This is a genomic window from Streptomyces sp. NBC_01013 (genome assembly GCF_045162765.1).
GTDB lineage: Bacteria > Actinomycetota > Actinomycetes > Streptomycetales > Streptomycetaceae > Streptomyces.
This window is the reverse complement of the sequence record NZ_CP108687.1, coordinates 7601007-7626368: the sequence shown is the minus strand read 5'-3', so window position 1 is coordinate 7626368 and position 25362 is coordinate 7601007. Positions and strand designations below refer to the sequence as shown.

28 protein-coding genes are annotated in these 25362 nt (G+C 70.5%); 11 read left to right on the top strand and 17 right to left on the bottom strand.

Annotation, left to right across the window (positions count from 1 at the left end):
• Positions 1–16 precede the first annotated feature (16 nt).
• The 4 genes from OG538_RS33100 to OG538_RS33085 all read right to left on the bottom strand — a co-directional run bounded on the left by OG538_RS33100 (position 17) and on the right by OG538_RS33085 (position 3052).
• Complete coding sequence (locus OG538_RS33100; protein WP_406091519.1) at positions 17–979, bottom strand: electron transfer flavoprotein subunit alpha/FixB family protein; 963 nt, start codon at positions 977–979, stop codon at positions 17–19.
• Positions 980–1035: 56 nt separating this feature from the next.
• Complete coding sequence (locus OG538_RS33095) at positions 1036–1821, bottom strand: electron transfer flavoprotein subunit beta/FixA family protein (protein WP_406091517.1); 786 nt, start codon at positions 1819–1821, stop codon at positions 1036–1038.
• A gap of 201 nt (positions 1822–2022) precedes the next feature.
• Entirely contained in the window at positions 2023–2529 is a 507-nt protein-coding gene (locus OG538_RS33090; RefSeq protein ID WP_406099203.1) for a flavin reductase family protein, read from the bottom strand.
• Between the two features lie 196 nt (positions 2530–2725).
• Complete coding sequence (locus tag OG538_RS33085) at positions 2726–3052, bottom strand: TlpA family protein disulfide reductase (RefSeq protein ID WP_406099201.1); 327 nt, start codon at positions 3050–3052, stop codon at positions 2726–2728.
• 218 nt (positions 3053–3270) lie between these two features.
• On the opposite strand from OG538_RS33085, the gene OG538_RS33080 reads away from it, so the two are divergent.
• Entirely contained in the window at positions 3271–3993 is a 723-nt protein-coding gene (locus OG538_RS33080) for a lysophospholipid acyltransferase family protein (RefSeq protein WP_406099199.1), read from the top strand.
• Positions 3994–4064: 71 nt separating this feature from the next.
• On the opposite strand, the gene OG538_RS33075 is transcribed toward OG538_RS33080, so the two are convergent.
• The 4 genes from OG538_RS33075 to OG538_RS33060 form a co-directional block, all read right to left on the bottom strand.
• Positions 4065–4664: a transglutaminase domain-containing protein gene (locus tag OG538_RS33075; RefSeq protein WP_406099197.1), complete on the bottom strand. Its 600-nt coding sequence runs from the start codon at positions 4662–4664 to the stop codon at positions 4065–4067.
• A gap of 71 nt (positions 4665–4735) precedes the next feature.
• Positions 4736–5818 carry a threonine aldolase family protein gene (locus tag OG538_RS33070; RefSeq protein ID WP_406099196.1) on the bottom strand — a complete coding sequence of 361 codons (1083 nt, stop codon included), beginning with the start codon at positions 5816–5818 and terminating at the stop codon, positions 4736–4738.
• The gene (locus OG538_RS33065) at positions 5797–6564 is read right to left on the bottom strand and encodes an SDR family NAD(P)-dependent oxidoreductase (protein ID WP_406100403.1); all 768 of its coding nucleotides are present in this window, start codon (positions 6562–6564) and stop codon (positions 5797–5799) included. The genes OG538_RS33070 and OG538_RS33065 overlap by 22 nt, the downstream gene beginning before the upstream one ends.
• Before the next feature lie 26 nt (positions 6565–6590).
• Positions 6591–7988, bottom strand: a complete 1398-nt coding sequence (locus OG538_RS33060; protein ID WP_406099195.1) for a DUF6421 family protein — start codon at positions 7986–7988, stop codon at positions 6591–6593.
• Positions 7989–8329: 341 nt separating this feature from the next.
• Here OG538_RS33060 and OG538_RS33055 point away from each other — a divergent pair, with 341 nt between their 5' ends.
• Positions 8330–8479 (top strand): hypothetical protein, encoded by a 150-nt coding sequence (locus tag OG538_RS33055; protein WP_406099194.1) that lies wholly within the window; start codon positions 8330–8332, stop codon positions 8477–8479.
• A 52-nt stretch (positions 8480–8531) separates the two neighbouring features.
• Positions 8532–9215 carry a glycerophosphodiester phosphodiesterase gene (locus OG538_RS33050; protein ID WP_406099193.1) on the top strand — a complete coding sequence of 228 codons (684 nt, stop codon included), beginning with the start codon at positions 8532–8534 and terminating at the stop codon, positions 9213–9215.
• A gap of 17 nt (positions 9216–9232) precedes the next feature.
• Here the strand turns inward: OG538_RS33050 and OG538_RS33045 are convergent, their stop codons facing one another.
• Positions 9233–9790, bottom strand: coding sequence for a GNAT family N-acetyltransferase (locus OG538_RS33045; RefSeq protein WP_406099192.1), 558 nt, complete (start codon positions 9788–9790; stop codon positions 9233–9235).
• A 240-nt stretch (positions 9791–10030) separates the two neighbouring features.
• On the opposite strand from OG538_RS33045, the gene OG538_RS33040 reads away from it, so the two are divergent.
• The 6 genes from OG538_RS33040 (at position 10031) to OG538_RS33015 (ending at position 13811) form a co-directional block, all read left to right on the top strand.
• A complete protein-coding gene (locus tag OG538_RS33040) occupies positions 10031–10651 on the top strand; it encodes a DUF5134 domain-containing protein (RefSeq protein ID WP_406099191.1) in 621 nt (206 codons plus the stop codon).
• Between the two features lie 86 nt (positions 10652–10737).
• Positions 10738–11673, top strand: a complete 936-nt coding sequence (locus OG538_RS33035; protein WP_406099190.1) for a M56 family metallopeptidase — start codon at positions 10738–10740, stop codon at positions 11671–11673.
• Positions 11674–11786: 113 nt separating this feature from the next.
• On the top strand, positions 11787–12476 hold the full coding sequence (locus OG538_RS33030) for a phosphatase PAP2 family protein (protein WP_406099189.1): 690 nt from the start codon (positions 11787–11789) through the stop codon (positions 12474–12476).
• 46 nt (positions 12477–12522) lie between these two features.
• A complete protein-coding gene (locus OG538_RS33025; RefSeq protein ID WP_406099187.1) occupies positions 12523–13224 on the top strand; it encodes an HAD family hydrolase in 702 nt (233 codons plus the stop codon).
• A gap of 70 nt (positions 13225–13294) precedes the next feature.
• Entirely contained in the window at positions 13295–13474 is a 180-nt protein-coding gene (locus OG538_RS33020) for a hypothetical protein (RefSeq protein WP_406099186.1), read from the top strand.
• A gap of 112 nt (positions 13475–13586) precedes the next feature.
• Positions 13587–13811 (top strand): hypothetical protein, encoded by a 225-nt coding sequence (locus OG538_RS33015; RefSeq protein ID WP_024493753.1) that lies wholly within the window; start codon positions 13587–13589, stop codon positions 13809–13811.
• A 280-nt stretch (positions 13812–14091) separates the two neighbouring features.
• On the opposite strand, the gene OG538_RS33010 is transcribed toward OG538_RS33015, so the two are convergent.
• Entirely contained in the window at positions 14092–15582 is a 1491-nt protein-coding gene (locus OG538_RS33010; protein ID WP_406099185.1) for an LVIVD repeat-containing protein, read from the bottom strand.
• A 202-nt stretch (positions 15583–15784) separates the two neighbouring features.
• On the opposite strand from OG538_RS33010, the gene OG538_RS33005 reads away from it, so the two are divergent.
• Both OG538_RS33005 and OG538_RS33000 read left to right on the top strand, forming a co-directional pair.
• Positions 15785–16471 carry a DUF305 domain-containing protein gene (locus OG538_RS33005; RefSeq protein WP_406100402.1) on the top strand — a complete coding sequence of 229 codons (687 nt, stop codon included), beginning with the start codon at positions 15785–15787 and terminating at the stop codon, positions 16469–16471.
• A 112-nt stretch (positions 16472–16583) separates the two neighbouring features.
• Positions 16584–17957 carry an FAD-dependent oxidoreductase gene (locus OG538_RS33000; RefSeq protein ID WP_406099184.1) on the top strand — a complete coding sequence of 458 codons (1374 nt, stop codon included), beginning with the start codon at positions 16584–16586 and terminating at the stop codon, positions 17955–17957.
• Between the two features lie 97 nt (positions 17958–18054).
• Here OG538_RS33000 and OG538_RS32995 read toward each other — a convergent pair whose 3' ends face one another.
• The 7 genes from OG538_RS32995 to OG538_RS32965 form a co-directional block, all read right to left on the bottom strand.
• Positions 18055–18423, bottom strand: a complete 369-nt coding sequence (locus tag OG538_RS32995) for an ArsR/SmtB family transcription factor (protein ID WP_406099183.1) — start codon at positions 18421–18423, stop codon at positions 18055–18057.
• A gap of 205 nt (positions 18424–18628) precedes the next feature.
• A complete protein-coding gene (locus tag OG538_RS32990; protein ID WP_406099182.1) occupies positions 18629–19045 on the bottom strand; it encodes an acyl-CoA thioesterase in 417 nt (138 codons plus the stop codon).
• 99 nt (positions 19046–19144) lie between these two features.
• The gene (locus OG538_RS32985) at positions 19145–20224 is read right to left on the bottom strand and encodes an aldose epimerase family protein (protein ID WP_406099181.1); all 1080 of its coding nucleotides are present in this window, start codon (positions 20222–20224) and stop codon (positions 19145–19147) included.
• Between the two features lie 169 nt (positions 20225–20393).
• Complete coding sequence (locus tag OG538_RS32980; RefSeq protein ID WP_406099180.1) at positions 20394–21419, bottom strand: LacI family DNA-binding transcriptional regulator; 1026 nt, start codon at positions 21417–21419, stop codon at positions 20394–20396.
• A gap of 97 nt (positions 21420–21516) precedes the next feature.
• Entirely contained in the window at positions 21517–22560 is a 1044-nt protein-coding gene (locus tag OG538_RS32975) for an ABC transporter permease (protein ID WP_406099179.1), read from the bottom strand.
• On the bottom strand, positions 22557–23531 hold the full coding sequence (locus OG538_RS32970; protein WP_406099178.1) for an ABC transporter permease: 975 nt from the start codon (positions 23529–23531) through the stop codon (positions 22557–22559). Before OG538_RS32970 ends, OG538_RS32975 begins: the two co-directional genes overlap by 4 nt.
• The gene (locus OG538_RS32965) at positions 23528–25213 is read right to left on the bottom strand and encodes a sugar ABC transporter ATP-binding protein (RefSeq protein WP_406099177.1); all 1686 of its coding nucleotides are present in this window, start codon (positions 25211–25213) and stop codon (positions 23528–23530) included. The genes OG538_RS32970 and OG538_RS32965 overlap by 4 nt, the downstream gene beginning before the upstream one ends.
• Between the last annotated feature and the right edge of the window lie 149 nt (positions 25214–25362).

Here is a 25362-nt window from a genome sequence, read left to right as displayed (position 1 = left end):
GTGTGTGGCTGGCGGGTCAGCCCTTGCGGGCGGTGATCTCGCCGGTGAGCTGCGGGACGACGTTGAAGAGGTCGCCGACGACGCCGTAGTCGACGAGGTCGAAGATGGGGGCCTCGGCGTCCTTGTTGATCGCGACGATCGTCTTCGAGGTCTGCATGCCCGCCCGGTGCTGGATGGCGCCCGAGATGCCCGAGGCGATGTACAGCTGCGGCGAGACGGACTTGCCCGTCTGGCCGACCTGGTTGGTGTGCGGGTACCAGCCCGCGTCGACCGCCGCACGCGAGGCGCCGACCGCGGCACCCAGCGAGTCCGCGAGCGCCTCGATGACGTGGAAGTTCTCCGCGCCGTTGACGCCACGGCCGCCGGACACGACGATCGCGGCCTCGGTCAGCTCCGGACGCCCCGTCGACTCACGCGGAGTGCGGGAGAGGACCTTGGTGCCGGTGGCCTGCTCGGAGAACGAGACCGTGAGGGCCTCGACCGCGCCGGCGGCCGGTGCCGGCTCGACCGGGGCCGAGTTCGGCTTGACCGTGACGACCGGGGCACCCCTGGAGACACGGGACTTGGTGGTGTACGAGGCGGCGAAAGCGGACTGCGTGGCGACCGGACCCTGATCACCGGCCTCCAGGTCGACGGCGTCGGTGATGATCCCGGAGCCGATGCGTACCGCGAGACGGGCCGCGATCTCCTTGGCCTCCGCGGAGGAGGGCAGCAGCACGGCAGCCGGGGACACCGCGTCATAGGCGGCCTGGAGCGCGTCGACCTTCGGCACGACGAGGTAGTCGGCGAACTCGGAGGCCTCGGCGGTCAGCACCCTGACCGCGCCGTGCTCGGCGAGCACCGCGGCGGTGTCCGCCGCACCGGCGCCCAGAGCGACGGCGACGGGCTCGCCGAGGCGGCGGGCGAGCGTCAGCAGCTCCAGGGTGGGCTTGCGGACGGCACCGTCCACGTGATCGACATAGACGAGAACTTCAGCCATGGGACTTCAATCTCCTGCGTGTGCGAGGTAGGCGGGGGTGAGGGAACAGCCGGGGCTCAGATGAACTTCTGGCCGGCCAGGAACTCGGCCAGCTGCTTGCCGCCCTCGCCCTCGTCCTTGACGATCGTGCCCGCGGTGCGGGCCGGACGCTGTGCCGCGGACTCGACCGCGCTCCACGCGCCGGCCAGGCCCACCTCGTCCGCGTCGATCCCCAGATCATCCAGATCCAGCGACTCGACCGGCTTCTTCTTCGCCGCCATGATCCCCTTGAACGACGGGTAGCGCGCCTCGCCCGACTGGTCGGTCACCGACACCACCGCCGGCAACGACGCCTCCAGCTGCTCCGACGCCGAGTCGCCGTCACGACGGCCCCGTACGACACCGCCCGCCACCGACACCTCCGACAGCAGCGTCACCTGCGGCACACCCAGACGCTCCGCGACCAGCGCCGGAACCACACCCATCGTGCCGTCCGTCGACGCCATCCCCGAGATCACCAGGTCGTAACCCGTCTTCTCGAGCGCCTTCGCCAGTACCAACGACGTACCGATCGCGTCCGTACCGTGCAGATCGTCGTCCTCGACGTGAACAGCCTTGTCCGCACCCATCGACAACGCCTTGCGCAACGCGTCCTTGGCGTCCTCCGGACCCACCGTCAACACGGTGACCTCCGCATCGTCCGCCGCGTCCGCGATCTGCAACGCCTGCTCGACCGCGTACTCATCCAGCTCCGACAGCAGACCGTCGACATCCTCACGATCCAACGTCAGGTCATCGGCGAAATGCCGGTCACCGGTCGCGTCGGGCACGTACTTCACACAGACAACGATCCTCAAGCTCACGCCGGCTCTCCTACTGCATCGTCATTTCCGGGCTGCCTTGTTGCACGCAGCATAGGCGCCTGATGGGGCGATTTCCGGTCGGGGCGACCGACGCTCCGACCGTAATATTACTCGCCAGTACACCCATGGGATGCCGATTAAGCAAGCGCTTTGCGCTGTGATCTGGCCTACGCCCGTCAGCCCGGCACCAACGCGCGCGTCTCAGTCTCGCAGAGCCGTGAACCTGCCCTGGTGATAGACGAGCGGCCTGCCGCCGCCGGCCGGATCACCGACGACCGCCTGCGCGATCACGATCCGGTGGTCCCCCGCAGGGATCCGCGCCACGACCCGGCAGACCAGCCAGGCGAGCACGCCGTCCAGTACCGGGACACCTTCGGGCCCACTGCGCCAACCGGTGGACGGGCCGAACCTGTCGGCGCCGCTGCGCGCGAAGGTGGCGGCCAGTTCCCGCTGGTGCTCTCCGAGTATGTGGACGCCGATGTGGTCGGCCTCCGCCACGACCGGCCAGCTGGAGGAGGACGTCCCCACGCCGAAGGAGATGAGCGGCGGGTCGGCGGCGACGGAGTTGAGGGAGGTGGCGGTGAATCCCACCGGCCGGTCGCCCGCGGCGGTGATCACGGCGACACCGGCGGCGTGCTGCCGGAACACGGAACGCAGGAGGTCCGGAGATGCCGTCCGGGGATCGCCGGTCTCGGGTGAAGCCGTCATGGAGATGTCCTTCTGCGCGTCGGATGTGCGGGGCCTTGGGTACTCAGGCATCCGGACAGCGCGCACTCGCGTGACGGGCGAGGTCGATGTGGACCCGGCCGTAGAGAAGGAGTTCTGGCGGCATAGCGTCAGAGTGACGATGCGTGGCGGGTGCAGTCAAGAGCGTCCCACAAGGTGGGAGAAGCATCACGGTCCGTCACATCGCCTGTCCGAGGGCGGCGACGACATCGACGGTGCGCGGCTGTCCGACGGCCCGGCGGACGACCAGTCCCGCGGCGTCGAGAACGAGGACGGTCGGGGTGCGGCTGATGCCGAGGGCGCGTACGAGAGTGAGATGCGCCTCGGCGTCGATCTCGACATGGGCGACACCCTCGACCATGTCCGCCACCTCCGCGAGGGTGCGCCGGGTCGCCCGGCAGGGCTGGCAGAACGCACTGGAGAACTGGACGAGCGTGGCCCTCTCCCCCAATTCCACGCCGAGTTGGGCCGCATCAAGCCTGTCCGTACGGGTCCGCCCGTCCACCTGCCGCCTCCTGCCAGAGCTCTACGCAAAGGATCAGCACCCACGGCCGTCAGGACATTCCCCGCCGTTCCACGTGACGAGAATCTCGCGCCCCGCGTCCGCCGAGACTGGCCACCACGACTCGTATGGGGCACGATCGGCCCAATGCCGAAAACCTACGGCTGCGTAACTTCCGCCGGGAGAACCCTCCCCAGGCGCTGAAGAAGGGTCTTCTCCAGATGGCAGAACTCGTCTATCGGCCGGTCATCGGCGCCGCTCGTACGTTTTTCAAGGCGCTCGACCTGAAGATCGACACTCAGGGTTCGGAGCACATCCCGAAGACCGGTGGCGCAGTCCTGGTGAGCAACCACATCAGCTATCTGGACTTCATCTTCACCGGGCTCGCGGCGCTGCCGCAGAAGCGGCTGGTGCGGTTCATGGCCAAGGAATCCGTGTTCCGGCACAAGGTCTCGGGCCCCTTGATGCGCGGCATGAAGCACATCCCCGTCGACCGCAAGCAGGGCGAGGACGCGTACGAGCACGCGCTGGCCTCGCTGCGTTCGGGAGAGATCGTCGGGGTGTTCCCCGAGGCGACCATCTCCGAGTCCTTCACCCTCAAGAGCTTCAAGTCGGGTGCGGCACGTCTCGCCCAGGAGGCCGGCGTGCCGCTGATCCCGATGGCACTGTGGGGCACCCAGCGCCTGTGGACGAAGGGGCGCCCGCGCAACTTCCGGCGCAGCCACATCCCGGTGACGATCCGGGTCGGCGAGCCGGTGGAGGCCCCCACCGACCAGTACGCGGGTGCGATCACCCGACGACTGCGGGAGCGCGTGCAGGAGCTGCTCGAAGCCGCCCAGCGCGCCTATCCGGTACGCCCGAAGGACGCGAGCGACACCTGGTGGGTGCCCTCGCACCTCGGGGGCACCGCCCCCACGGCCGCCGAGGTCCGCGAGCGCGGCTGACGGACCCGCGGACCGACGGCTGAAACGTCACTCCGGGGCGCGGACGGCGATCCGCGCCCCGGACTCCGTTGTCAGAGCGCCGAGGGCAGCATGCGCCAGAGCTCCGTACGGTCCGCGGACGCGCGCAGGGCGCTCAGGACCGCCGGATGCGGCGCCGCGTAGAGCACCGGATAGTCCACTTCGCCGAGCCCGGGACGGACGGGCCAGGCCAGCTTCTCCTCATCCAGCGAGAACTGTGCGTCCACGCCGGGCCGGTTACCCCGCGGATCCTGCCGGTCCCAGCGGTCCCGGCCGGGAAGCCGCAGCGCGATCAGGCCGTGCAGGACCCCGGGGTCCCCGTCGTCGTCCGCGAGCCCCTGGTAGCAGAGGGCCGCGGGGATCCCTTCCGCGCGCAGCAGGGCGGCCAGGGCGTGCGCCTTCGCGTGACAGATGCCGTTGCGGGTGGCGAGGACGTCCGAGGCGCGCCAGGAGACCCGCATATCCCCCGAATCAACGGAGTGCACGACGGTGTCGCGTACGAAGCAGTACGCCGCTTCGGCGTACGCGTATGCACCGGCCGCCTCGGAACGCAGCCGCGCGGCGGTGGAGCGGACCAGCGGATGCTCATGGTCGATGGCGTCGTCGGCGGCCAGGTAGTCGGAGAGCGCGGGGACCTGCTGAATCAGTTCCATGGCCGCCGAGCGTAGGAAAGCGGTCGATCGGAGTCAATACATTTCCGATCGACCGCATAGGCATGCAGTTTCTACTGTTCAGCCATCTCTTCCTTGAGGGCGAGGACGAACGCGTCGACATCGTCCTCTGTGGTGTCGAAGGCGCACATCCAACGCACATCGCCGGCCTTCTCGTCCCAGAAGTAGAACCGGAAGCGCTTCTGCAGCCGCTCACTCACCTCGTGCGGCAGCCGCGCGAAGACGGCATTGGCCTGGACGGGGTAGAGGATCTCCACGCCGCCCACCGCCCGGACGCCCTCGGCGAGCCGCTGGGCCATGTTGTTGGCGTGCCTGGCGTTGCGCAGCCACAGGTCGCCCGCGAGCAGCGCCTCCAGCTGGACGGAGACGAAGCGCATCTTCGAGGCGAGCTGCATCGACAGCTTGCGCAGGTGCTTCATCGCCCGTACGGCATCCGGGTTCAGCACCACGACGGCCTCGCCGAAGATGGCCCCGTTCTTCGTCCCGCCGAAGGAGAGCACGTCCACGCCGACGGTGTTGGTGAACGTACGCATCGGAACGTCCAGCGAGGCTGCGGCATTGGCTATGCGGGCCCCGTCGAGGTGGACCTTCATGCCGTGCCCGTGGGCGTGCTCGCAGATGGCCCGGATCTCGTCGGGTGTGTAGACCGTGCCGAGCTCGGTGTTCTGGGTGATCGAGACGACCTGCGGCATGGCGCGGTGCTCGTCGTCCCAGCCGTACGCCTGCCGGTCGATGAGCTCCGGCGTGAGCTTGCCGTCCTCGGTGGGCACGGTGAGCAGCTTGAGGCCGCCGACCCGTTCCGGTGCGCCGCCCTCGTCCACGTTGATGTGGGCGGACTCGGCGCAGATGACCGCGCCCCAGCGGTCGGTCATCGCCTGGAGCGAGACCACGTTGGCGCCGGTGCCGTTGAAGACCGGGAAGGCCTCGGCGGTGGGGCCGAAGTGGCTGTGCATCACGCGCTGGAGATGACCGGTGTACTCGTCCTCGCCGTAGGCGATCTGATGGCCGCCGTTGGCGAGGGCGAGGGCCGCGAGGATCTCCGGGTGGGTCCCCGCGTAGTTGTCACTGGCGAATCCGCGAACCTGCGGGTCGTGATGACGACGCGCGTCGGTCCTTACGGTTGCGGGGTCAGCCACAGGCGCTTTCCGTTCACTTCCGGGGCGGGCCGGTCCCAGACGCCGACGATGGCATCGGCCAGGTCCTTGACGTCGGTGAAGCCCGCGAACTTCGCATTCGGGCGCTCGGCGCGCATCGCGTCGTGCACCAGTGCCTTCACGACCAGGATCGCAGCAGCGCTCTGCGGGCCCTCGTCGCCCCCCGCCTTGCGGAAGGCGTCCGCGAGGGCGAGGGTCCAGGCCTCGGCCGCCGCCTTGGACGCCGCGTAGGCGGCGTTGCCCGCGGTGGGGTTGCTCGCGCCGGCCGCGCTGATCAGCAGGTAGCGCCCGCGGTCGCTGCGCTGCAGACCGTCGTGGAACGCGAGGGAGGTGCTCTGGACGGTGCGGATCAGCAGTTTCTCCAGCAGCGTCCAGTCCGCGAGGTCGGTCTCGGCGAACGACGAGCTGCCGCGCCAGCCGCCCACGAGGTGGACCAGGCCGTCGATCCTGCCGAATTCCTTCTCCGTCTTGTCGGCCCATTCACGGGCGGCGCCGAGATCGAGCAGATCCACGGTGTCACCGGTGACGGTGGCGCCGCCGTGGGCGTACCGCGCCGCGTCCACCGCCTCGGCGAGCCGGGTGGCGTTCGCGTCCGAGGCGACGACGACCGCGCCCGCCTCGGCGAGCCGGAGCAGGGTCGCACGGCCGGCCGGACCGGCCGCCCCCGCGACCGCGACAACAGCGCCTTCGAGCGCACCGCTCCCGCTGCCCTTGCCGTTCTCGTTCATGGCCACCGCCTCCTCACGACGTGCGCTCACGCGGCTGCCTGCCCGGCGTCCGCGGCGGTGATCCCCTTGGTGGAGGCGATCACGTTCTTCAGCTTCTTGGAGAGCGCCTCATAGAACATGCTCAGGGGAAACTCGTCCGGAAGCACCTCGTCGACGAGTTTGCGGGGAGGCAGGGAGAGGTCCAGCGCGTCCGGACCCTTGGCCCAGCGGGATCCCGGGTGCGGGGCGAGATACGTGGAGACCAGGTCGTACGCGGCGAACCAGTGGACGAGCTTGGGGCGGTCGATACCGTCCCGGTACAGCTTCTCGATCTCGGCGCAGAGCTGGTTGGTGACCTGCGGGGCCCGCTGCCAGTCGATCTTCAGGGTGTTGTCCGTCCAGCGCACGACGTCGTGCTTGTGGAGGTAGGCGAAGAGCAGCTGACCGCCGAGGCCGTCGTAGTTGCGGACGCGCTCGCCGGTGACGGGGAAGCGGAACATCCGGTCGAACAGGACGGCGTACTGCACGTCGCGGCCCTGCCCGAAGCCGTCGGCCTCCAGCTTCACGGCCTCCTTGAAGGCGGTGAGGTCACAGCGCAGCTCCTCGAGCCCGTACATCCAGAACGGCTGACGCTGCTTGATCATGAACGGGTCGAACGGCAGGTCGCCGTGGCTGTGGGTGCGGTCGTGGACCATGTCCCAGAGCACGAAGGCCTGCTCGCAGCGCTGCTGGTCGCCGATCATCTCGCGGATGTCCTCGGGCAGCTCGACGCCCAGGAGGTCGACGGACGCCTCGGTGACGCGGCGGAAACGCGCGGCCTCGCGGTCGCAGAAGATGCCGCCCCAGCTGAAGCGCTCGGGGGCCTCGCGCACGGCGATGGTCTCCGGGAAGAGCACGGCGGAGTTGGTGTCGTACCCGGAGGTGAAGTCCTCGAAGGTGATGCCGCAGAACAACGGGTTGTCGTAGCGGGTCGCCTCCAGATCGGCGAGCCACTCGGGCCACACCATCCGGAGCACCACTGCTTCGAGATTGCGGTCGGGGTTGCCGTTCTGCGTGTACATCGCGAAGACCACGAGGTGCTGGAGCCCGTCGGCGCGGTCCTTGGCGGGGTGGAACGCCATCAGCGAGTCGAGGAAGTCGGGGACGCCGAATCCGCCGGCCGCCCAGCGACGCAGGTCCCTCACCAGTGCGCGGTGGTACGCGGCGTCGTGCGGGAGGAGCGGCGAGAGCTGCTCGACCGCGGTGGCCACCCGCTCCAGGGCCGCCTCGGCGACCGCCGGGGTGGGCGCCTGCTCGGCGTCGAAGTCGATGGAACCGTCCTTCGACTGCCAGGGGCGGATCTCCTCCACGGCATTCTTGAGCGCGGGCCAGGCCGGGTGCTCCACCACCCGCTGGGCGGAAGCTATGTCGCCGGCGGCGACGTCGTGCACAAGAATTTCCGTCATAACACTTCCTCCACAGGAGAACCTCGCGTCAAGCAACCGTATCCGTGTGCGGTTCCCCGAGACAAGTGGGGGCCTGGAAATTATCCTGCCCACCCCCATGGTCACCGCGATTTTTCCTGCGCTCCAGCGTTTCGACGAGTTCTTCCGTGGAACGGTGAGCTCCGGCAGCAGAGCCGCGGGCAGGGACCAGCGCAAGCGCCCCGGCTTCCTTTCGCACGCGCGCACGGCAAGCCTGCGACGGGACACGCCCACGCATGAGCGACACGGCTCGCGGCGTGGCAGGCCGCTGCCGGTAGGACGGACCGCATCCGCCCCCTCAACGCACTCGGGAGAAACCGCGCGTGAGCATCCGTGCCGTCCTGGTCGCCGCCGTCATCACCGGATTCCTGCTCGGCACCGCCGGCGTACAGGGCCATGGAGTCACTCCCCCGCACACGGCCGGCCCCCACACCCCGCGGGACCGGTCGGCCGGATTTTCGGTGATGCCGTAGCGCCGCCTGGGTAGGCACTCGGGGAGAAACCGTCGACGGAAGCGAGAGTCCCTTGTCTTTTCTCACCATCGGCCATCGCGGGGTGATGGGTGTCGAGCCGGAGAACACGCTGCGGTCGTTCGTCCACGCCGAGCAGGCCGGGATGGACCTCATCGAGTTGGACCTTCATCTGAGCAAGGACGGCGCCCTCGCCGTCATGCACGATGCCGAGGTGGACCGGACGACCGACGGCAAGGGCCCCATCGCCGAGAAGACCCTGGCAGAACTGCGCGGACTCGACGCCGGTCAGGGTGAACGGGTGCCGGTCTTCGAGGAGGTCCTCGACGCCGTGCGGTCCCCGATGCAGGCGGAGATCAAGGACGTGGCGGCGGCCCGCACGCTGGCGGAGGTGATGCGGCGACGCGATCTCGTCGACCGGGTCGAGGTGATCTCGTTCCACGACGAGGCGATCGCCGAGATCGCGCAGCTGGTGCCGGGCGTACGGACGGCTCTGGTGGCCAGCCGCTGGGGCGACGACGTGGTGGACCGCGCGAAGGCGGTGGGCGCCACCCGGCTGGTGCTCAACATCCGGCGCATCACGCTGGAACTGGTCGAGAAGGCCCACGCCGAGGGGCTGACGGTGGTCGGCTGGGTGGTCAACACCCAGGACCACCTACGGCTGGCCCGTGGACTCGGGCTCGACGGTGCGACCACCGACTTTCCGGAGATCCGCCGGGCGGGCCGTTTCACCGCGTAGCGCCACGCAAGTTCCGGTCAGCCCTCGGGCAGGTCCTTGACCAGCAGCTCGAAGGCGAGGTCGTCGCGCTGCGGAATGCCGAAGCGCTCATCGCCGTACGGGAACGGGCTCAGCTGCCCCGTACGGCGATAGCCGCGACGCTCGTACCAGGCGATCAGCTCGTCACGTACCGAGATCACGGTCATGTGCATCTCTCGCGCGCCCCAGCTCTCCCGCACGGAGCGCTCGGCCTCGGCGATGATCACCTTGCCGAGCCCGGCACCCTGGAGCGAGGGACGGACAGCGAACATTCCGAAGTAGGCCGCCTCGCCCCGGTGTTCGAGCTGGCAGCAGGCGACCGGCTCACCGTCGCGTTCCACCACCAGCAGCCGGCTTCCGGGATCCTCCACCACAGCGCGCACGCCCTTCCGGTCGGTGCGCTGCCCCTGCAGGATGTCCGCCTCCGTGGTCCACCCCGCGCGGCTGGTGTCACCGCGGTACGCGGACTGGATCAGCTCCACGAGCACGGGCACGTCTGCCTCGGTCGCGTCGCGGAAGGTCAGCTGACCCGGGGTGCGGGGCGGTGCGGTGTTCATGGTGAGGCTCTCCGGTTCTCTGCTGTAGCCGTGCCGCAGCAGCGTAACTCCCGGGTGCCGCTCCGGGCGCGGGACCCGGCACCCCGGCTGAGCAGCCGGAACCGTGGGAGCGGGCGACGCGCCGCCGTGATTCACCCCCGTCGCGCGCTCCCCCTTTACCCCAGTGCGCCGCGTACGGGCATCCGGCGGCGGGCATCGACTGGACGAGGCGAAGTCGTTCGCTCAGGGGGAGGTTCCGCTGTGCACGGACCTGCGATGTCCGGCTGGCTGCTCATGGCACTGTGCGCGGTGACGGGCGCGTACTGCCTACTGCGGGCACGCTGCGGGAGCGGTGAGGAACGCAGGACGGCGCACGCGGAGGCGCTGATGGGTTTCGCGATGGCCGCGATGGCGGTGCCTGCTGCCGCTGTGGCACCGCCGGCGTGGGGGTGGGCGTCGTACACCGTGCTCTTCGGTGTCGCCGCGTTGCGCGCTCTCTGGTTCTCGCGTCGCGGTAGTCACCATCTGCACCACCTGGTCGGCTCGTCGGCCATGGTCTACATGTCCGTCGTGATGGCGCGGTCCGGTGGAGCGGGGCACGGCGCTCACGCGCCCCACGCCATGACCGTCGCAGGAGGCGTGCCGCTGCTGACCGGACTGCTCCTCGCCTATTACGCCGCGTATGTGCTGCGCTCCGGCGCCCGCCTGATACCGGCGGCGACGGCCGGGGACGGCGGCGGGGCGGCGGCCGTCGCGACGGTGACCGGCGGGGCGGCGACCGGCGGGGCGGTGGGGGGTGACTGGGGGGCGCGACCCGAGCTGGCCATGGCCTGCCGGCTGACCATGGGGATAGCCATGTTCGCCATGCTGCTCACCCTGTGAGACAGGGGGTCCCGCATGCCGTGTCGTACGTCACTTGCCCGGCGCAGCCATACCCGTGCGTGCCGCACCGCTCATAGGCTGACGCCATGTTGGTCTCCCTCGCGCTGCTGCTGCTCGGTGCACTGGCCGCTGTCGTGACCCCGCGGCTGATGGCGCGGGCCGAGTGGCCGGAGCGCGAGCCGGTGGTGGCACTGTGGGTGTGGCAGTGCGTGGTGGCCGGGGTACTGCTGTCGTTCGGGCTGTCCATGACGTTCAGCGCTGCCGCGGCCTGGCAGGCGGTGCGCGGCCACGTCTTCGCGCCCGCCCCTCACGCCGTCGTCGAGGCCTACGCGCTCGCGGCATACGGACCGTGGTCGGCCGTGATGGCCGTGCTGCTGGCCCTCGGTGGTGTGTGGACGGCCGCGATGCTGACGCGCCAGATCCGCCGCGTGCGCCTGGAGCGCAGACAGCGTCGGGCCGAACTCCTGGTGCGTTCGCCGCTGCTGCCCGGCGAACAGCCGGGGAGCGGACGATTGGTGGTCCTGGAAGGAGAGCGCCCCGATGCCTGGTGGCTGCCCGGCACGGCGCCCCGGCTCGTCATCACCACGGCCGCGCTCGGCCGGCTGAAGGGTCGTCAGCTGGATGCGGTGCTCGCTCATGAGCAGGGCCACGCGAACGCCCGGCACGACTGGCTGCTCAACTGTTCGGCGGCGCTGGCGTCCGGGTTCCCGCAGGTCCCGGTATTCGCGGCGTTCCGCGGCGAGATGCACCGGCTCGTCGAACTGGCCGCCGACGACACGGCGTCCCGGCGCTTCGGCCGGTTGACGATCGCACTGGCACTGGTCGAACTCAACGAGGACCGTGGGGTGTTCGGTCCCTGCCCGACGCCGGACGCGCAGATGCCGCTGCGGGTGAACCGCCTCCTGGCGCCCGCGGGCCGGCTCTCGGCGGGCCGTCGGCTCCGGCTGACCGCGGCGGCGACACTCCTGCCGGCGATTCCGCTTCTGGTGGCGTTCGTTCCGGCACTGAGCGCACTGGGGTAGGCGGCCGGCTTTCGCGGTGTCCCGCCCGACCGGGTCCGGCCCACCCCACTCGTTGAAGGGTCCCCGCCGCGCCGGGATGGCCCTGCGCCCCGCCCGTCGGCGAGGATCCCCTCATGCAATCCCCGCCCCTCGCCCCCTCGCACCCCACCCGCACCCCCTCGCCGGCAGCCCGGGCGGGAGCGGTGTGCGGAGCCCTCGCCCTGGTCCTGCTGGCCCTGGTCGCCGCGCGGTGGTCCCCGCTGATGCGTCTGGACCGCGACCTCGCCGAAGCCCTGCACCGGCGGGCGGTGACGGAGCCGGGCCTCGTCCACGTGAACCGGGTCCTGACGGACTGGGTGTGGGACCCCTGGGCCATGCGCGCGCTGATCGCCGTCGCCGTGGTCGTCCTGTGGCGGCGCCGGGACCGGCTGCTCGCAGCCTGGGTGGCGGTGACGACCCTGGTCTCCAGCCTTCTCCAGCAGGGCATCAAGGCTACCGTGGACCGGGAGCGCCCCCGATGGCCAGACCCGGTGGACTCCGCCCACTACGCGGCGTTCCCCTCCGGGCACGCGATGACGGCGACGGTGAGCTGCGGACTGCTGCTGTGGCTGCTGCACCGGTGCGGCGCCCGCCCCTGGATCCGGCGGACGGCTCTGGTCGTCGCGGGGGTCTCGGTGCTCGGCGTCGGTCTCACCCGGCTGTACCTGGGCGTGCACTGGCCGTCCGACGTGCTGGGCGGGTGGCTGCTGGGGGCTGCCCTCACCGCCTTCGCGACGGCAGGGTACGACCGGTACGCCTCCCATCACCGTACGGAAGAGGGCTGAACGGGCGTCCTTGCCCTGCCCGCACCGCCTCGGCGAGGATCGGTCCATGCCGATCAGAGGTGCGCTCTTCGACTTCTCCGGGACGCTGTTCCGGATCGAATCCGTCCGTTCCTGGCTCGCCGCGGCCCTCGCGGAGCGGGAGGTGAGCGTGGGCGATGCCGACTTCGAGCGGTACGCAGGGGAGCTGGAGGCCTCCGGCGCTCTGCCGGGTGGCCCGCCTCCGCGACGGGTGCCCGGCCGGCTGGCGTCCGCCTGGGCCTCCCGGGACGAGAGCGCCCACCGGCACCACGAGGCGTACACGGGCCTGGCGCGCCAGGTGGAGCTGCCGGATCCAGCGCTCTACGACGCCCTGTACGACCGGCACCGGACCCCGGCCGCCTGGCACCCCTATCCGGACGCCGCGGAGGTGCTCGCCTCGCTACGCGACCGAGGGGTCGCGATCGGCGTGGTCAGCAACATCGGCTGGGACCTGCGGCCGGTCTTCCGGGCGCACGGCCTGGATGCCTACGTGAAGGCGTATGTGCTGTCCTTCGAGCACGGCGTACAGAAGCCGGACGCACGCCTCTTCCACACCGCCTGCACACTTCTCGGACACCATCCGACCGATGTGGTGATGGTCGGTGACGACCGGCACGCGGATGCGGGGGCGGCCGCACTGGGCTGTGACGTGCGGTTCGTGCGGCATTTGCCGGTGCACGAACGGCCGGCCGGCCTGCGTGAGCTCGGTCTGGCCGCCGGGGTTGCCTGAGAGACATGTGAGAGATGTCCCTGACGCGCCATGGGTCGGATTGTCACACCGTGGCCTTAGCCTGGTACGTATGCCCCCGACTCCGTGCCCGTCCGACTCCATGCGTTCCGCCGCAGTGGTGAATGAAGACATTCGCGACCTGTGGGAGCGCTCGGGCGGATACCTGTCCCCGGAGGACGAGGAGGAGTACCAGCGACTGCTGGTCGAATGGGCCGCGGTCACCGGCGCGGGCACGAGGTCCGCCGCCTGATCCTCCTGCGGCTCGACGGCCGGACCGCCCCGCGTGCTGCGGTCCGATCCGTTGCCGGGGCGGGTTTCCGGTTCGCTGTGCGGCGGCCCTCGGCGCGTCGCACCCTGGAGGCATGACTCCTCCCCCGATCGTGATCTTCCGGCCGTCCCCCTCCGGCGGGCGGCGCGTCACCGTGCAGCGCGAGGGGCGGGTCCAGATACTCGGCCTCGCGCACTCGGATCACGACGTGATCGTGTTCCTGGAGGGTGCGGGGCTCGACGACCCCGAACGGATCCTGGACAGCCCCGAGTGGGTCGAGTGGAGGGGCGGTCGGGCGCACCGGTACGAGGCCGCCTGAGACGTCTGGTTCCGGCGATCCCCTGCGTCGCCGGAACCAGCCGGTCGCCCCGGCCGGAAGTACGGGCCTGGGACCGCGTGACGGACTGCGGCCGAGCGACTCGGCCCGCGCGGGGATACAGCATGTCCCGGCGCAGACGGATCGGTCAATGAACATGGACGCACACCGCTGGGGAGCCGGTCCCGCCGGGAGGTGACCCGGCGGGACCGGCCGCAGGGTCCGGATCGTCAGCCGGCCGCCGGGTTCAGCGGCCTGCCGGCGCGCTCAGCAGGCGGCGCGCTCAGCGGTCGAAGTAGTCCGGCTGCGTCTGGACATTCAGCTCGTCGGTCCGCACCCGCTTCGCCGGGTCGGTCCGCCGGTCGTCGATCCTCAGGACGTCGAAGCCCTTGGCGATGTCGTTGGAGTAGATGTAGCCGTTGTAGTAGTACGCCGACCACGGACCTGCCGTGGTGACCGCGTCGGTGCTGACGGGACCACGTTCGAAGAAGCCGATCTCCTTCGGGTGCGAGGAGTCGGTGAAGTCCCACACCGAGACGCCGCCCTGGTACCAGGCCTGGACCATCAGGTCGCGGCCCTTGACCGGGATGATCGAACCGTTGTGGGCGACGCAGACCTCGGTGTCGGCCTGCGGGCGGTCGATCTTGAAGTAGCTGCGGAAGACGAGCTTGCGGTGGTCGCCCCGGCCGACGATGTCGTAGATGCCGTCCGCGCCGCGCTTCGGGCCGATCTCCTCGTTGCACGTGGCGGCTCCGCCGCCGCCGAGCTCGTCGGTGAAGACGACCTTGTCCGCCCGCTGGTTGAACGTCGCGGAGTGCCAGAACGCGAAGTTCACGTTGTCCTGCACCCGGTCGATGATCTTCGGGTTCTCCGGGTCCTTGATGGAGAAGAGCAGACCGTCACCCATGCAGGCTCCGGCCGCCAGGTCCTTGGACGGCAGCACGGTGATGTCGTGGCAGCCCGTGGTCTTGGAGACGCCCGGGTTGGTGGGACCGCCCGGGTTCCCGCCGTCCGGGAAGAGGACCGGGAAGTTCACGATGCGGGCCTCTTCGGGTGCCTTGCGCGGCACCTTGATGACGGAGATCCCGTCGTGCGGCGGCTGGCAGTCGGGGAACGTCGTGTTCGGCGAGTACGAGGAGACGTACACGTAGACGTTGTTGCGCTCCGGAACCAGCGTGTGGGTGTGTGATCCGCACGCGGTCTCGACGGCGGCGACGTACTTCGGGTTGCTCTTGTCGCTGATGTCGAAGACCTTCATGCCCTCCCAGGAGGACTTCTCCGTGGCGGGCTGGGTGGTGCTGCTGCACGAGTTGTCACTGCGCGAGGAGTCCGTGGACAGGAACAGCAGGTTCCCGGAGACGGAGATGTCGTTCTGCGATCCTGGACAGAGGACCTGGGCGATCGTGCGAGGGACCTTCGGATTGCTGATGTCGAAGATCCGGAAGCCGTCGTAGTTTCCGGCGAAGGCGTACTTCCCCTGGAAGGCCAGGTCCGTGTTCAGCCCCTGGAGCGCGTCCTTGGGGACATTGGCGAGATGGGTGATGTTGCGGCTGTGGACGATCTCGTCCACGCCGGGTATCTCACCGCTCGTGATCGCGGCAGCCGCCTCCGCCTCCTGGCCGGCGGAGAGATCGGTTCGGCTCGCGGGCGCGTCACCGGGGTCGGGTGTCGCGCCTGCGGGCCCGGCCATCAGCAGAGTCGCGAAGAGCCCGGCGGCAGCTGCCGCCACGCCCAGACGTCTGCGCCGCACCGGGGTGGTGTGCAACGAGGTCACTGCGTCCTCCCATGGATCCGTATGTAGTTGACCGGTTCACGGACTCCGGCAGTATCGTCCTCGCCATGGGCATCTCAACAGATGGCAACAGAGACGTAATGAAAGTTTCTGATCGAAGCTGTGCGTTGACGTGCTAGGACAGAGCGCAACCACCCTTGCTTCAATGGAGGTTGCTTTGTTGAATCGTCGTCAGGGCCTGCGCATGCGCGGACTCTTCCTCGGTGCGGCCCTCGCGGCAGCCATGCTCACCTCGGCGGGCTGCGATGCGGGGAGCGGTGGCAGCGACACGAAGTCCGGGGCACACAGGGCTGGTTCGGTCGTCGCACCCGGGAAGCCGGGCGAACCCGCACGGACGCTCTCCCCCTCCGAAGCGGTCAAGGAGGCCGGGGTGGACACACCCAACTCGGCGGACGTCCGGTATGTGCAGCTGATGATCCAGCACCACGCGCAAGCCCTTGAGTTGACCGGGCTCGCCCCCACCCGCTCCCGTTCGGCCACCGTCAAGAAGCTCGCCGAACGCATCACCGCTGCGCAGCAGCCCGAGATCGGCACCATGGAGGGCTGGCTCACCCGTCACGGCCGGTCCGGGCAGTCCGGGCAGTCCGGGCAGTCCGGGCAGTCCGGGCAGTCCGGGCAGTCCGGCAAGCACGAACACGGCGCGATGCCGGGCATGGCCACGGCCGGCCAGCTGGAGGATCTGAGGGCCGCGAAGGGGAAGGCCTTCGACCAGTTGTTCCTCAAGCTGATGATCACGCACCATCAGGGCGCGATCACCATGGCGACCGAGGTCCTCTCGGAGGGGAACAACGTGCAGGTCGAGGAGATGGCAGGCGATGTCGTCGCCCAGCAGACCACCGAGATCGACCGGATGCGCGCCCTGTCCTCCTGAGCACCGGCCGTCCCTCGGCAGAAGTATGGGATCCCGAGCGCCTGGGGCGCGCCTCTCCCCCACCGGGTCCACCGGTGCGATGCTGGAGACACCCTCAGGGAAGAGGTGCGCCGTGCTCCGTGTCGCTGTCGTCGGCTCGGGCCCCAGTGGGGTCTACACCGCCCAGGCCCTGGTGGCCCAGAGTCCGGTGCCCGATGTGAGGGTGCACGTCCTGGACCGGCTGCCCTGTCCGTACGGACTGGTCCGGTACGGCGTCGCACCGGACCACGAGAAGATCAAGTCACTGCAGCAGAGCCTGCGGGCCGTCCTGGAGCACGAGCGCGTCACCTTCGTCGGCAACGTCCCGGTGGGCGGGGACGGAGTGACGCCAGAACGCCTGGGCGAGCTCTACGACGCGGTCGTCTACTGCGTCGGAGCGGCGACGGACCGCCCGCTCGGCATCCCGGGCGAGGAACTGCCCGGCAGCCACTCGGCGACCGAGTTCGTCTCCTGGTACAGCGCCCACCCGGATGCGACTGCCGGTCTCTTCGCTCTGCGGGCCCCCTCGGTCGTGGTGATCGGTGTCGGCAACGTGGCGGTCGACGTGGCGCGGATCCTCGCGCGGGGCGCCGATGAGCTGAGGCCCACCGATGTGCCGCAGCCCGCGCTCGGCGTGCTGGCGGGCAGCCTGGTGCGCGAGGTGCACATGACGGGCAGGCGGGGCCCTTCCCAGGCGCGGTTCACCACCAAGGAACTTCGCGAGCTCGGCTCGCTCCCCGGGGCCCGGATGGTCGTGGACCCGGCGGAGCTCGCCCTGGACCCGGCGTACGGCGATGCCCCGCCGGGCTCACCGCCGCTGCCGGCGATGGTGCGGCGGAACCTTGACGTGCTGCGCGGATGGGCCGGCGAGACCCCCCGGGCGGGCGACGGCCGGCCCAGGACCATCGGGCTGCGGTTCTTCCTGCGCCCGGTCGAGCTGCTGGAGCAGGGCGGCCGGGTGGCCGGCGTCCGGTTCGCCCGTACAGCACCGGACGGGAACGGCGGGGTGCGCGACACGGGTACGTACGAGGAGATCGGCGCCGAGCTCGTCCTGCGGGCGGTAGGATACCGGGGCATGCCGCTGCCCGGACTGCCCTTCGACGCGGTGCACGGGACGGTCCCCCACCGGGCCGGACGCGTACTGCGCGGCGGGGCCCCGTCACCCGGGGAGTACGTCGCGGGGTGGATCAAGCGCGGTCCGACCGGCGTCATCGGCTCGAACCGTTCGTGCGCGAAGGAGACCGTCGCATCGCTGATCGAGGACGCGCCCCTGCTGAGCAGGCGGTCCTCGGTCCGGGACCCGCTGGCCGTGCTCCGGTCCTGGGGGCTGCGGCCGGTGGAGTGGGACGGCTGGCTGTCGATCGAGCGGGCCGAGGCGACGCTGGGGCGGTCGCTCGGCCGGGGGCCGGTGAAGATTCCGGACTGGCCGGGGCTGATGGAGGCGGCAGGCGGCGAAGGCCCGCCGTGACAGAGGGGTACGAGTGCCGGGTCGGGCGACGTCGTACGACCTGGCGGCTCCGTGGCTTCGGACGGCCCGGCGGCGACCCGGGTCGGCCTTCCGAGGGTCAGCCCTCGCCCAGGCGCTCCGACTGGAGGTTCGCCGCTTCGAGCACACGGTCCAGCAGGCCGGGGAACAGCGCCTCCAGGTCCTCGCGCCGCAGGCCGTTCATCTTGGCCGTGCCGCGGTAGATCTGCTGGACGATGCCGCTCTCACGGAGCACCCGGAAGTGGTGCGTACTGGTGGACTTGGTCACTGGAAGGTCGAAGCGGGAGCAGGTGAGCTCGGCGTCCGCGGCGGCCAGTTCGCGGACCACGCACAGCCGCACCGGGTCCGCGAGCGCGTGCAGGACGGACTCGAGCCTGATCTCGCCCCGCGCGGGATGGGCCAGCGTACGGGCGCCGGCCGCCGGGTCTGTGGCGCTGGCAGGGGTCACGGTCGCTCCGCATCGTCGCTTCGTCCGGGCTCCCCATGATACGAGACCCATCGTAGTTCGACTCATCCGGACACCAGGCGACCTGGCATGGCGTTGCGGCCGGGTACGGGGCCCGGCCGCCCCTAGGTGTATTGACCCGCAGGGTTGTTGACTCGGCTGATCGGTGGCTGGCCTCCGAGTGGCGGGAAGCTCCGCTGACGTCCGGTCAGCCGCTGAGCAGTTCGGGGTCCTTGGCGAGCGAGGCGAGCCGTCCGGCGGGGTCGGCGACCAGTCTGCGCGTGGTCAGGTCGAGGATGCCGGCCACGCCCGTGATGTCTGCCGCCACCGTGCCGTCCGCCTTGAGGATCTGCTGGGCGACGGTGAACGTCTTGCCCTGCCCGTAGTCGAACCGGCACGACACCCGCACCCGCTCCCCGCCCCGCAGCTCGTTGAGGAACTTGACCGTGACCTCCAGCGCGACGGGCCCCACTCCGTCGGCCAGCAGCTTCTCCTGGGGCAGACCGGCGGCCCGCAGCAACTCCCAGCGCGCGTGCTCGGCGTACTGGAGGTAGACGGCCTGGTTCAGATGCCCCTGCGTGTCGAGCTCGTAGCCCCGTACGGTCACGTCAACGAAGAAGGTCATGGACGTCGCAACAGCGCTGCCCCTTCCCGCATTCCCCGCAGGGGCTACCCGTGGGGCACGCCGCGTTCCCCGCGGCGGCCCTCAGGCCGGCGCGCCGGTTCAGCCGTTCACGGCGGTGAGGTGCGGGAACCGGAACTCGGTGCGGCTGGCGAAGACGTCGCCGGGGCGCAGGACGGTCCCGGGGTGGTCGGGGCGGTTGGGTGAGTCGGGCAGGTGCTGGGTCTCCAGGCAGACGGCGCTGTGGCGCTCGTGGCGCTCGCCCCCCGGTGCGGCCAGGGTCCCGTCCAGCTGGTTGGCGGTGTAGACCTGGATGCCCGGTTCGGTGGTCCACACCTCCATGACCCGCGCGGCGTCGGGGGCGGTGAGCCGGGCGGCCCGGCGCAGACCGCCCGGCGTGCCGCCAGGGTCGAGGACCCAGCAGTGGTCGTAGCCGCCGGCGCGGCGCAGTTGCTCGTCAGGGAGCCCGATGCGCTCTGCGATGCGGTGCGGGGCGGTGAGGTCGAACGGCGTGTCGTGCACCGCCGCGGCCGGACCTTCCGGGATGCCCTCGTCGTCGACGGGGAGGTAGTGGGCGCCGTCCACCTGGAGCGTGTGGCCCAGGATGTCGCCCTGTCCGGTGAGGTCGAAGTAGGCGTGGTTGGTGAGGTTGACGACGGTGGGGCGGTCGGTGGTGGCGCTGTAGTCGAGGGAGAGGGTGCCCGCCGGGTCGAGGGTGTACGTCACGGCCACATCCAGCGCGCCGGGGAAGCCCATGTCGCCGTCGGGGCTGTGCAGGGTGAGCCGAAGCGTCGCGGCCGCGTCGGTGGCCTCGCCGGCGGCCTGCCAGACGCGGGTGTGGAAGCCGGCGGGGCCGCCGTGCAGGGCGTGGCCCCGGTCGGTGGCCGGGATCCGGTACGACACCCCGTCGAGGGTGAAGCGGCCGTGCGCGATGCGGTTGGCGAAGCGGCCGATGAGGGCGCCGAAGAAGGGGTTCTTGCCCGTGTAGTCGTCGAGGGAGCCCAGCGAACGCACGACCGAGGCGGACGCTCCGGCCGTGTCCGGCACGGTGAGACGGTGCAGGATGCCGCCGTAGGTGAGGATCTCGGCCCGGACTCCGTTACCGGATTCGAGCGTCCAGACATCGACGTCCGTGTGCCCGTGGGCGCCGAACGGTTTGCGGTTCACGGTGGGGCGAGGCATCAGAGATCCTTGGGACGAGCGGATGGCCCGGCGGGCGAGGACGGCGGGCCCGGACACAATCGCCGGACTCCCCCGCCGATGCGGGGGCCCGGCGCCGGGTCTGGGGCGTGTTTCGAAAGTCCCGCCTGCTCGGCGGCCCGGGCGGACGGCGCTACTTTCGAAACAGGCCCTAGGGTCCGGCGGGCGGCCGGGGAACGGTGGATTCACGGACGACGAGCCGGTAACCGGGCCGGGGCCGTCGGGGTTCGGGCACCGGATTTCCCGAGAGGCGTTCGACGAGGCTGTCGACGGCGAGCCGGGCGATCGCCTCCTTGTCGGGGGCCACCGTGGTGAGCGTGGTGGCCCCGTAGAGGCTCTCCTCGATGTTGTCGAACCCGACGACGGCCACGTCCTCGGGGATGCGCAGACCCCGTTCGGACAGGGTGCGCATCGCCCCGATGGCGATGAGGTCGTTGTACGCGAACACGGCGTCGGGCCTCTCCCCCCGGTCCAGGAGGGCGGCCATGCCGGTGGCCCCGTCCTCACGGCCGTAGCCGTCGGTGACGACGACGAGCGACTCGTCGGCCTCGATGCCCGCGGCTGCGAGCTCCTCGCGCCAGCCGCGCAGCCGCAGATGGGCCGGCTGGCGTTCGCGGCCGGTGCGCGAGCCGAGGAAGGCGATCCGGCGGTGGCCGCGGTCGATGAGGTGGCGCACGGCCTCACGGGACGCCGCCACGTTGTCGATCGCGATGTGGTCGTACGGGGCCTCGTACTCCCGCTCGCCGAGCAGCACCAGGGGCGCGGTCTCGGTGCGCGCCATCAGATCCTCGGTCTCCAGATGGATCGGGCTGAGGATGAGGCCGTCGATGACGTGGGACCGGAAGCCCTGGCTGACCAGGAGCTCCTTCTCCCGCAGGCCGCCGGTGTGGTCGACCAGCACGGTGTAGTCGTGCCGGGCGGCCGCGTCGACGACCTCTCCGGCCAGCTCCGCGAAGTACGGGTTGCCGAACTCGGGGACGGCGAGGGCGATGATGCCGGTGCGGCCCTTGCGCAGATGGCGTGCGGTGAGGTTCGGCCGGTAGCCGAGCTCGTCGATGGCCTGTTGCACCTTGGCCCGCATCTTCGGTGTGACGTGCTGATAGTTGTTCACCACGTTCGACACGGTCTTGATGGACACGCCCGCCCGTTGCGCAACGTCCTTGAGGCTGACGCCCACGGCACTCCCTGAATCGACTTGTCACGCTTGGCGCGTGGTGGCCCGGCTCCGCCGGCTCGGCTCGCACGGTGCCGGGACCGCTGGCCCCGGCACCGGTTCAGGTGGTTCTGCGGCTGCGCGCCAGATAGCGCTGGGCCACGACGACAACGATAAGGAACCCACCGCTGACGACCGACTGGTACGAGGAGTTCAGCGAGCCGATCTGGTTGATCAGATTCTGGATGACGGCCAGAAGCAGTACGCCCCAGAGCGTGCCGCTGATCGATCCGGCGCCGCCGATCAGGAGCGTGCCCCCGATGACGACGGCGGAGATCGCGTCGAGCTCCATGCCCACGCCGACGATGGTGACGCCGGACGAGAGCCTGGCGGCGTTGAGCGCACCGGCGAGTCCGGCCAGGAGTCCGCTGAGCGAGTAGACGAGGATCTTGGTACGAGCCACGGGCAGCCCCATCAGCGTGGCCGCGTCGCTGCTGCCGCCGACCGCGAAGAGCGTCTGCCCGAACGAGGTGCGCTGGAGGAGCAGTCCGCCGATGCCGAACAGCACCAGGGCGATCAGGATCGGGTAGCCGAAGCCCCAGACACTGCCCTGGCCGAGGTCGGCGAAGGCCGAGCCCTTGGGGACGAGATAGGTCGTGGCGCCCTCGTCGGTGAAGGCGAGGAGCAGGCCGCGCGCCCCCAGCAGGGTGGCGAGCGTGACGATGAAGGGTGCCATTCCGGCGCGGGCCACGAGGAGGCCGTTGAGCAGTCCGATCGCACCGCACACCACAAGCGGCACGAACAAGGCCGTGAGGAAGCCCCATTGGGAGGCCCAGGCGGCGAGCACGCCGCCCAGCGCGAAGACGGACCCCACGGACAGGTCGATGCCGCCCGTGATGATGACCATGGTCATGCCGAGGGCGACCACGGCGAGGAACGACGCCTGGATGGTCACGCCGCGGGCGTTGTCGAGCGTGGCGAACGTCGGGTAGATGAAGGACGCGACGATCACGACCGTGAGCAGGACCGCGAGTACGCCTTGACGCTGGAGGAGTTCGGCGATGCGCTGCCCGGCCGCGGGGCGGGAGGCGCTGCCGCCGGCCGCTGCGGGTGTCTTGAGCGGTACCGGGGCCTGGGCCACGGGGGCGGGTGAGGTTTCGTTCATCGGGACCGACGCTCCCGGGCGACGTAGACGGCGGCGATGATGATGGCCGCCTGGGCGATCTGTGCGGTGGAGTCGGGCAGGTCGTGCTTGACGAGGGTGGCGCGCAGCAGCTGCATCAGCAGGGCACCGGCGACCGTGCCCAGGACCCGGATGGAACCGCCGTTGAGCGGGGTGCCCCCGACGACGACCGCCGTGATGGCGGAGAGTTCCATGAGGGTGCCCAGCGAGGAGGGGTCGCTGGCGGTGAGCCGGGCCGTCGCGAGAATGCCCGCGAGGGCGGCCAGGACGCCGCAGAGCACGTACACACCGATGAGCACGCGCCGAACGGGAAGTCCGGCGAGGGCTGCCGCGGACCGGTTGCCGCCGATGGCGACGACCTGGCGGCCGAAGGTGGTGCGCTGGACGAGGAAGGCGACCGCGACGGCGAGGACTGCGGCGATGAGCACGACCAGCGGGATGCCGAGGAACGAGCCGGTACCGAGCGACAGCAGGTCGGGGTTGACGATCTGCTTGAGCTGGCCGTCCGCCATGACCAGGGCCAGGCCGCGCCCGCCGACGAACAGGGCGAGGGTGGCGACGATCGGCTGCAGCCCGACGAGCGAGACCAGTGAGCCGTTGACCGCTCCGAGGACTGCGCCGGCCAGCAGCGCCATGACGAGGGCGGGCACCAGTCCGTAGCCGAGGTAGAGCGGCAGCAGCGCGGTGGCCAGCGCCATGGTCGAGCCGACGGAGAGGTCGACGCCCTCGGTGCCGATCACGAGCGCCATGCCGAGGGCGACGATGACGATGGGGGCGACCTGCACGAGCTGGGTGCGGAGGTTGTCCGCGGTCATGAAGTGCTCGGTGAACAGGGCGTTGAAGAGGAGGACGACCGCGACGGCGAGATAGACGCCGTATTCCTGGTACCAGGCGGGGTCGCGCAGCCGGGCGAACGGCCTGGCTGCGGGGGTGGTGAGGGCGGCCTGGGTCATCGGGGGTCCTCCTTGGCGGCCGGGGCGTTGCCCGCGGGCGCCGGTGAGTGGTCGGCGAGCACTTCGAGCAGATGACTCTCGGCCACCTCGTCGCCGGACAGTTCACCCGCCACCGCGCCACCGCGCAGGACGACGATGCGGTCGGCGCCCTCGATGAGTTCCTCGATGTCGGAGGAGATGAGCAGGACGGCGAGGCCTTCGCGGGCGAGGTCGTCGATGAGGCTCTGGACCTCGGCCTTGGCGCCGACGTCGATGCCCCGGGTGGGCTCGTCGAGCAGCAGGACCTTGGGCTCCAGGCAGAGCCAGCGGGCCAGCAGGACCTTCTGCTGGTTGCCGCCGGAGAGTTCGCCGACCTTCTGCTCGGGGCTCGCGGCCTTGATCCGCAGCCTCTTCATGAAGATGTCGACGATGCGGTCCTGCTTGGCACGGGAGACGATGCCGGCACGGGAGAGGCGGGGCATCGCGGCCAGCACGATGTTCTCGCGGACCGAGAGGCCGGGCACGATGCCTTCGGCCTTGCGGTCCTCGGGCAGCAGGCTGATGCCCGCCCTGATGGCGCCGGCGGAGGTGAGGCGGCGCAGGGTGCGTCCGCCGATGCTCAGTTCGCCGGAGTCCAGCGCGAGGGCGCCGGCCAGGGCCTTCGCGGTCTCACTGCGGCCGGAGCCGAGGAGTCCGCCGAGGCCGAGCACCTCGCCCGCGTACAACGACAGGGAGATGTCGTGGAGTTGATGATCACGGGAGAGGCCGGTCGCGGTGAGTACGGGGGTGCGGGAGGCGTCGTGGCCTTCGGAGGCGAAGTTGGTGAGGCCCGAGCGGCGCACCTCGGCCATGTCGCGGCCCAGCATCATCGAGACGAGTTGCATGCGGTCGAGGTCGGCGAGGTCACCGGTGTGGATGTGCCGACCGTCGCGGAGCACGGTGACCCGGTCGCAGATCCGGTAGAGCTCGTCCATGCGATGGCTGACGTAGAGCACGGCGATGCCGCGTGCGCGCAGGTCCTCGATGACCCGGAAGAGGGTCTCGACCTCGCGGGGCTCCAGCGAGGAGGTGGGCTCGTCCATGATGACGACCTGGGCGTTGACCGAGACGGCGCGTGCCAGGGCGACCATCTGCTGGGTGCCGATCCCGAGGGTGTGCAGGGGCCTCTTCGGGTCGACGCGTACGCCGAAGCCTTCGAGCAGTTCGGTCGTCTCGCGGTGCATGCGGGAGAAGTCGATCAGGCCGAGCCTGTTCTTGGGCTCCCGGCCGAGGAAGATGTTGCGCGCCACGCTCATCAGCGGGACGAGGTTCACCTCCTGGTAGATCGTGGAGATGCCGGCCTGCTGGGCCTCGAACGGCCGGGCGAAGGCGATTCGTTCACCGGCGAGCCGCAGTTCGCCCTCGTCGGGCCGGTAGACGCCGGTCAGCACCTTGATCAGGGTGGACTTCCCGGCCCCGTTCTCTCCCACGAGCGCGTGGGTCTCCCCGGCGCGCAGGGAGAAGGAGACGTCGTCGAGCGCGACGACGCCCGGGAAACGCTTGCTCACCGACCGGGCTTCGAGGACGGCCTCGGCCGTCGCGGAGTCCGGCGACTCGGCCGCGGCGCGCGCGGGGCCCGGTGACGCGTCGGCTCCCGGCGCGGATGCCTCCTTCGCGTCGGCGGCCGGCTGCGGCGGCTGCGGTAGTGCTTCGGGTGGTGCCATGGCTGTTCTTGGCCTTCCGCTCTTCCAAGGGTGGGGGCCCGGGGGCCGCCGTGACGGGTGGCGGCGTCACGGCGGCGGGGGTCCGGCAGTTCGGTACGGTCCCGGGCCGCGTACGGATCAGTACGGGGCCGGTGCCGGCCGGCGGGCCG

Excerpts from the sequence above, each read along its gene's own strand:
- OG538_RS33100 (WP_406091519.1), bottom strand. The coding sequence starts at position 979 with ATGGCTGAAGTTCTCGTCTATGTCGATCACGTGGACGGTGCCGTCCGC.
- OG538_RS33090 (WP_406099203.1), bottom strand. The coding sequence starts at position 2,529 with ATGACGGCTTCACCCGAGACCGGCGATCCCCGGACGGCATCTCCGGAC.
- OG538_RS33080 (WP_406099199.1), top strand. The coding sequence starts at position 3,271 with ATGGCAGAACTCGTCTATCGGCCGGTCATCGGCGCCGCTCGTACGTTT.
- OG538_RS33075 (WP_406099197.1), bottom strand. The coding sequence starts at position 4,664 with ATGGAACTGATTCAGCAGGTCCCCGCGCTCTCCGACTACCTGGCCGCC.
- OG538_RS33065 (WP_406100403.1), bottom strand. The coding sequence starts at position 6,564 with ATGAACGAGAACGGCAAGGGCAGCGGGAGCGGTGCGCTCGAAGGCGCT.
- OG538_RS33060 (WP_406099195.1), bottom strand. The coding sequence starts at position 7,988 with ATGACGGAAATTCTTGTGCACGACGTCGCCGCCGGCGACATAGCTTCC.
- OG538_RS33045 (WP_406099192.1), bottom strand. The coding sequence starts at position 9,790 with ATGAACACCGCACCGCCCCGCACCCCGGGTCAGCTGACCTTCCGCGAC.
- OG538_RS33035 (WP_406099190.1), top strand. The coding sequence starts at position 10,738 with ATGTTGGTCTCCCTCGCGCTGCTGCTGCTCGGTGCACTGGCCGCTGTC.
- OG538_RS33030 (WP_406099189.1), top strand. The coding sequence starts at position 11,787 with ATGCAATCCCCGCCCCTCGCCCCCTCGCACCCCACCCGCACCCCCTCG.
- OG538_RS33025 (WP_406099187.1), top strand. The coding sequence starts at position 12,523 with ATGCCGATCAGAGGTGCGCTCTTCGACTTCTCCGGGACGCTGTTCCGG.
- OG538_RS33020 (WP_406099186.1), top strand. The coding sequence starts at position 13,295 with ATGCCCCCGACTCCGTGCCCGTCCGACTCCATGCGTTCCGCCGCAGTG.
- OG538_RS33015 (WP_024493753.1), top strand. The coding sequence starts at position 13,587 with ATGACTCCTCCCCCGATCGTGATCTTCCGGCCGTCCCCCTCCGGCGGG.
- OG538_RS33005 (WP_406100402.1), top strand. The coding sequence starts at position 15,785 with ATGCGCGGACTCTTCCTCGGTGCGGCCCTCGCGGCAGCCATGCTCACC.
- OG538_RS32990 (WP_406099182.1), bottom strand. The coding sequence starts at position 19,045 with ATGACCTTCTTCGTTGACGTGACCGTACGGGGCTACGAGCTCGACACG.
- OG538_RS32985 (WP_406099181.1), bottom strand. The coding sequence starts at position 20,224 with ATGCCTCGCCCCACCGTGAACCGCAAACCGTTCGGCGCCCACGGGCAC.
- OG538_RS32975 (WP_406099179.1), bottom strand. The coding sequence starts at position 22,560 with ATGAACGAAACCTCACCCGCCCCCGTGGCCCAGGCCCCGGTACCGCTC.
- OG538_RS32970 (WP_406099178.1), bottom strand. The coding sequence starts at position 23,531 with ATGACCCAGGCCGCCCTCACCACCCCCGCAGCCAGGCCGTTCGCCCGG.
- OG538_RS32965 (WP_406099177.1), bottom strand. The coding sequence starts at position 25,213 with ATGGCACCACCCGAAGCACTACCGCAGCCGCCGCAGCCGGCCGCCGAC.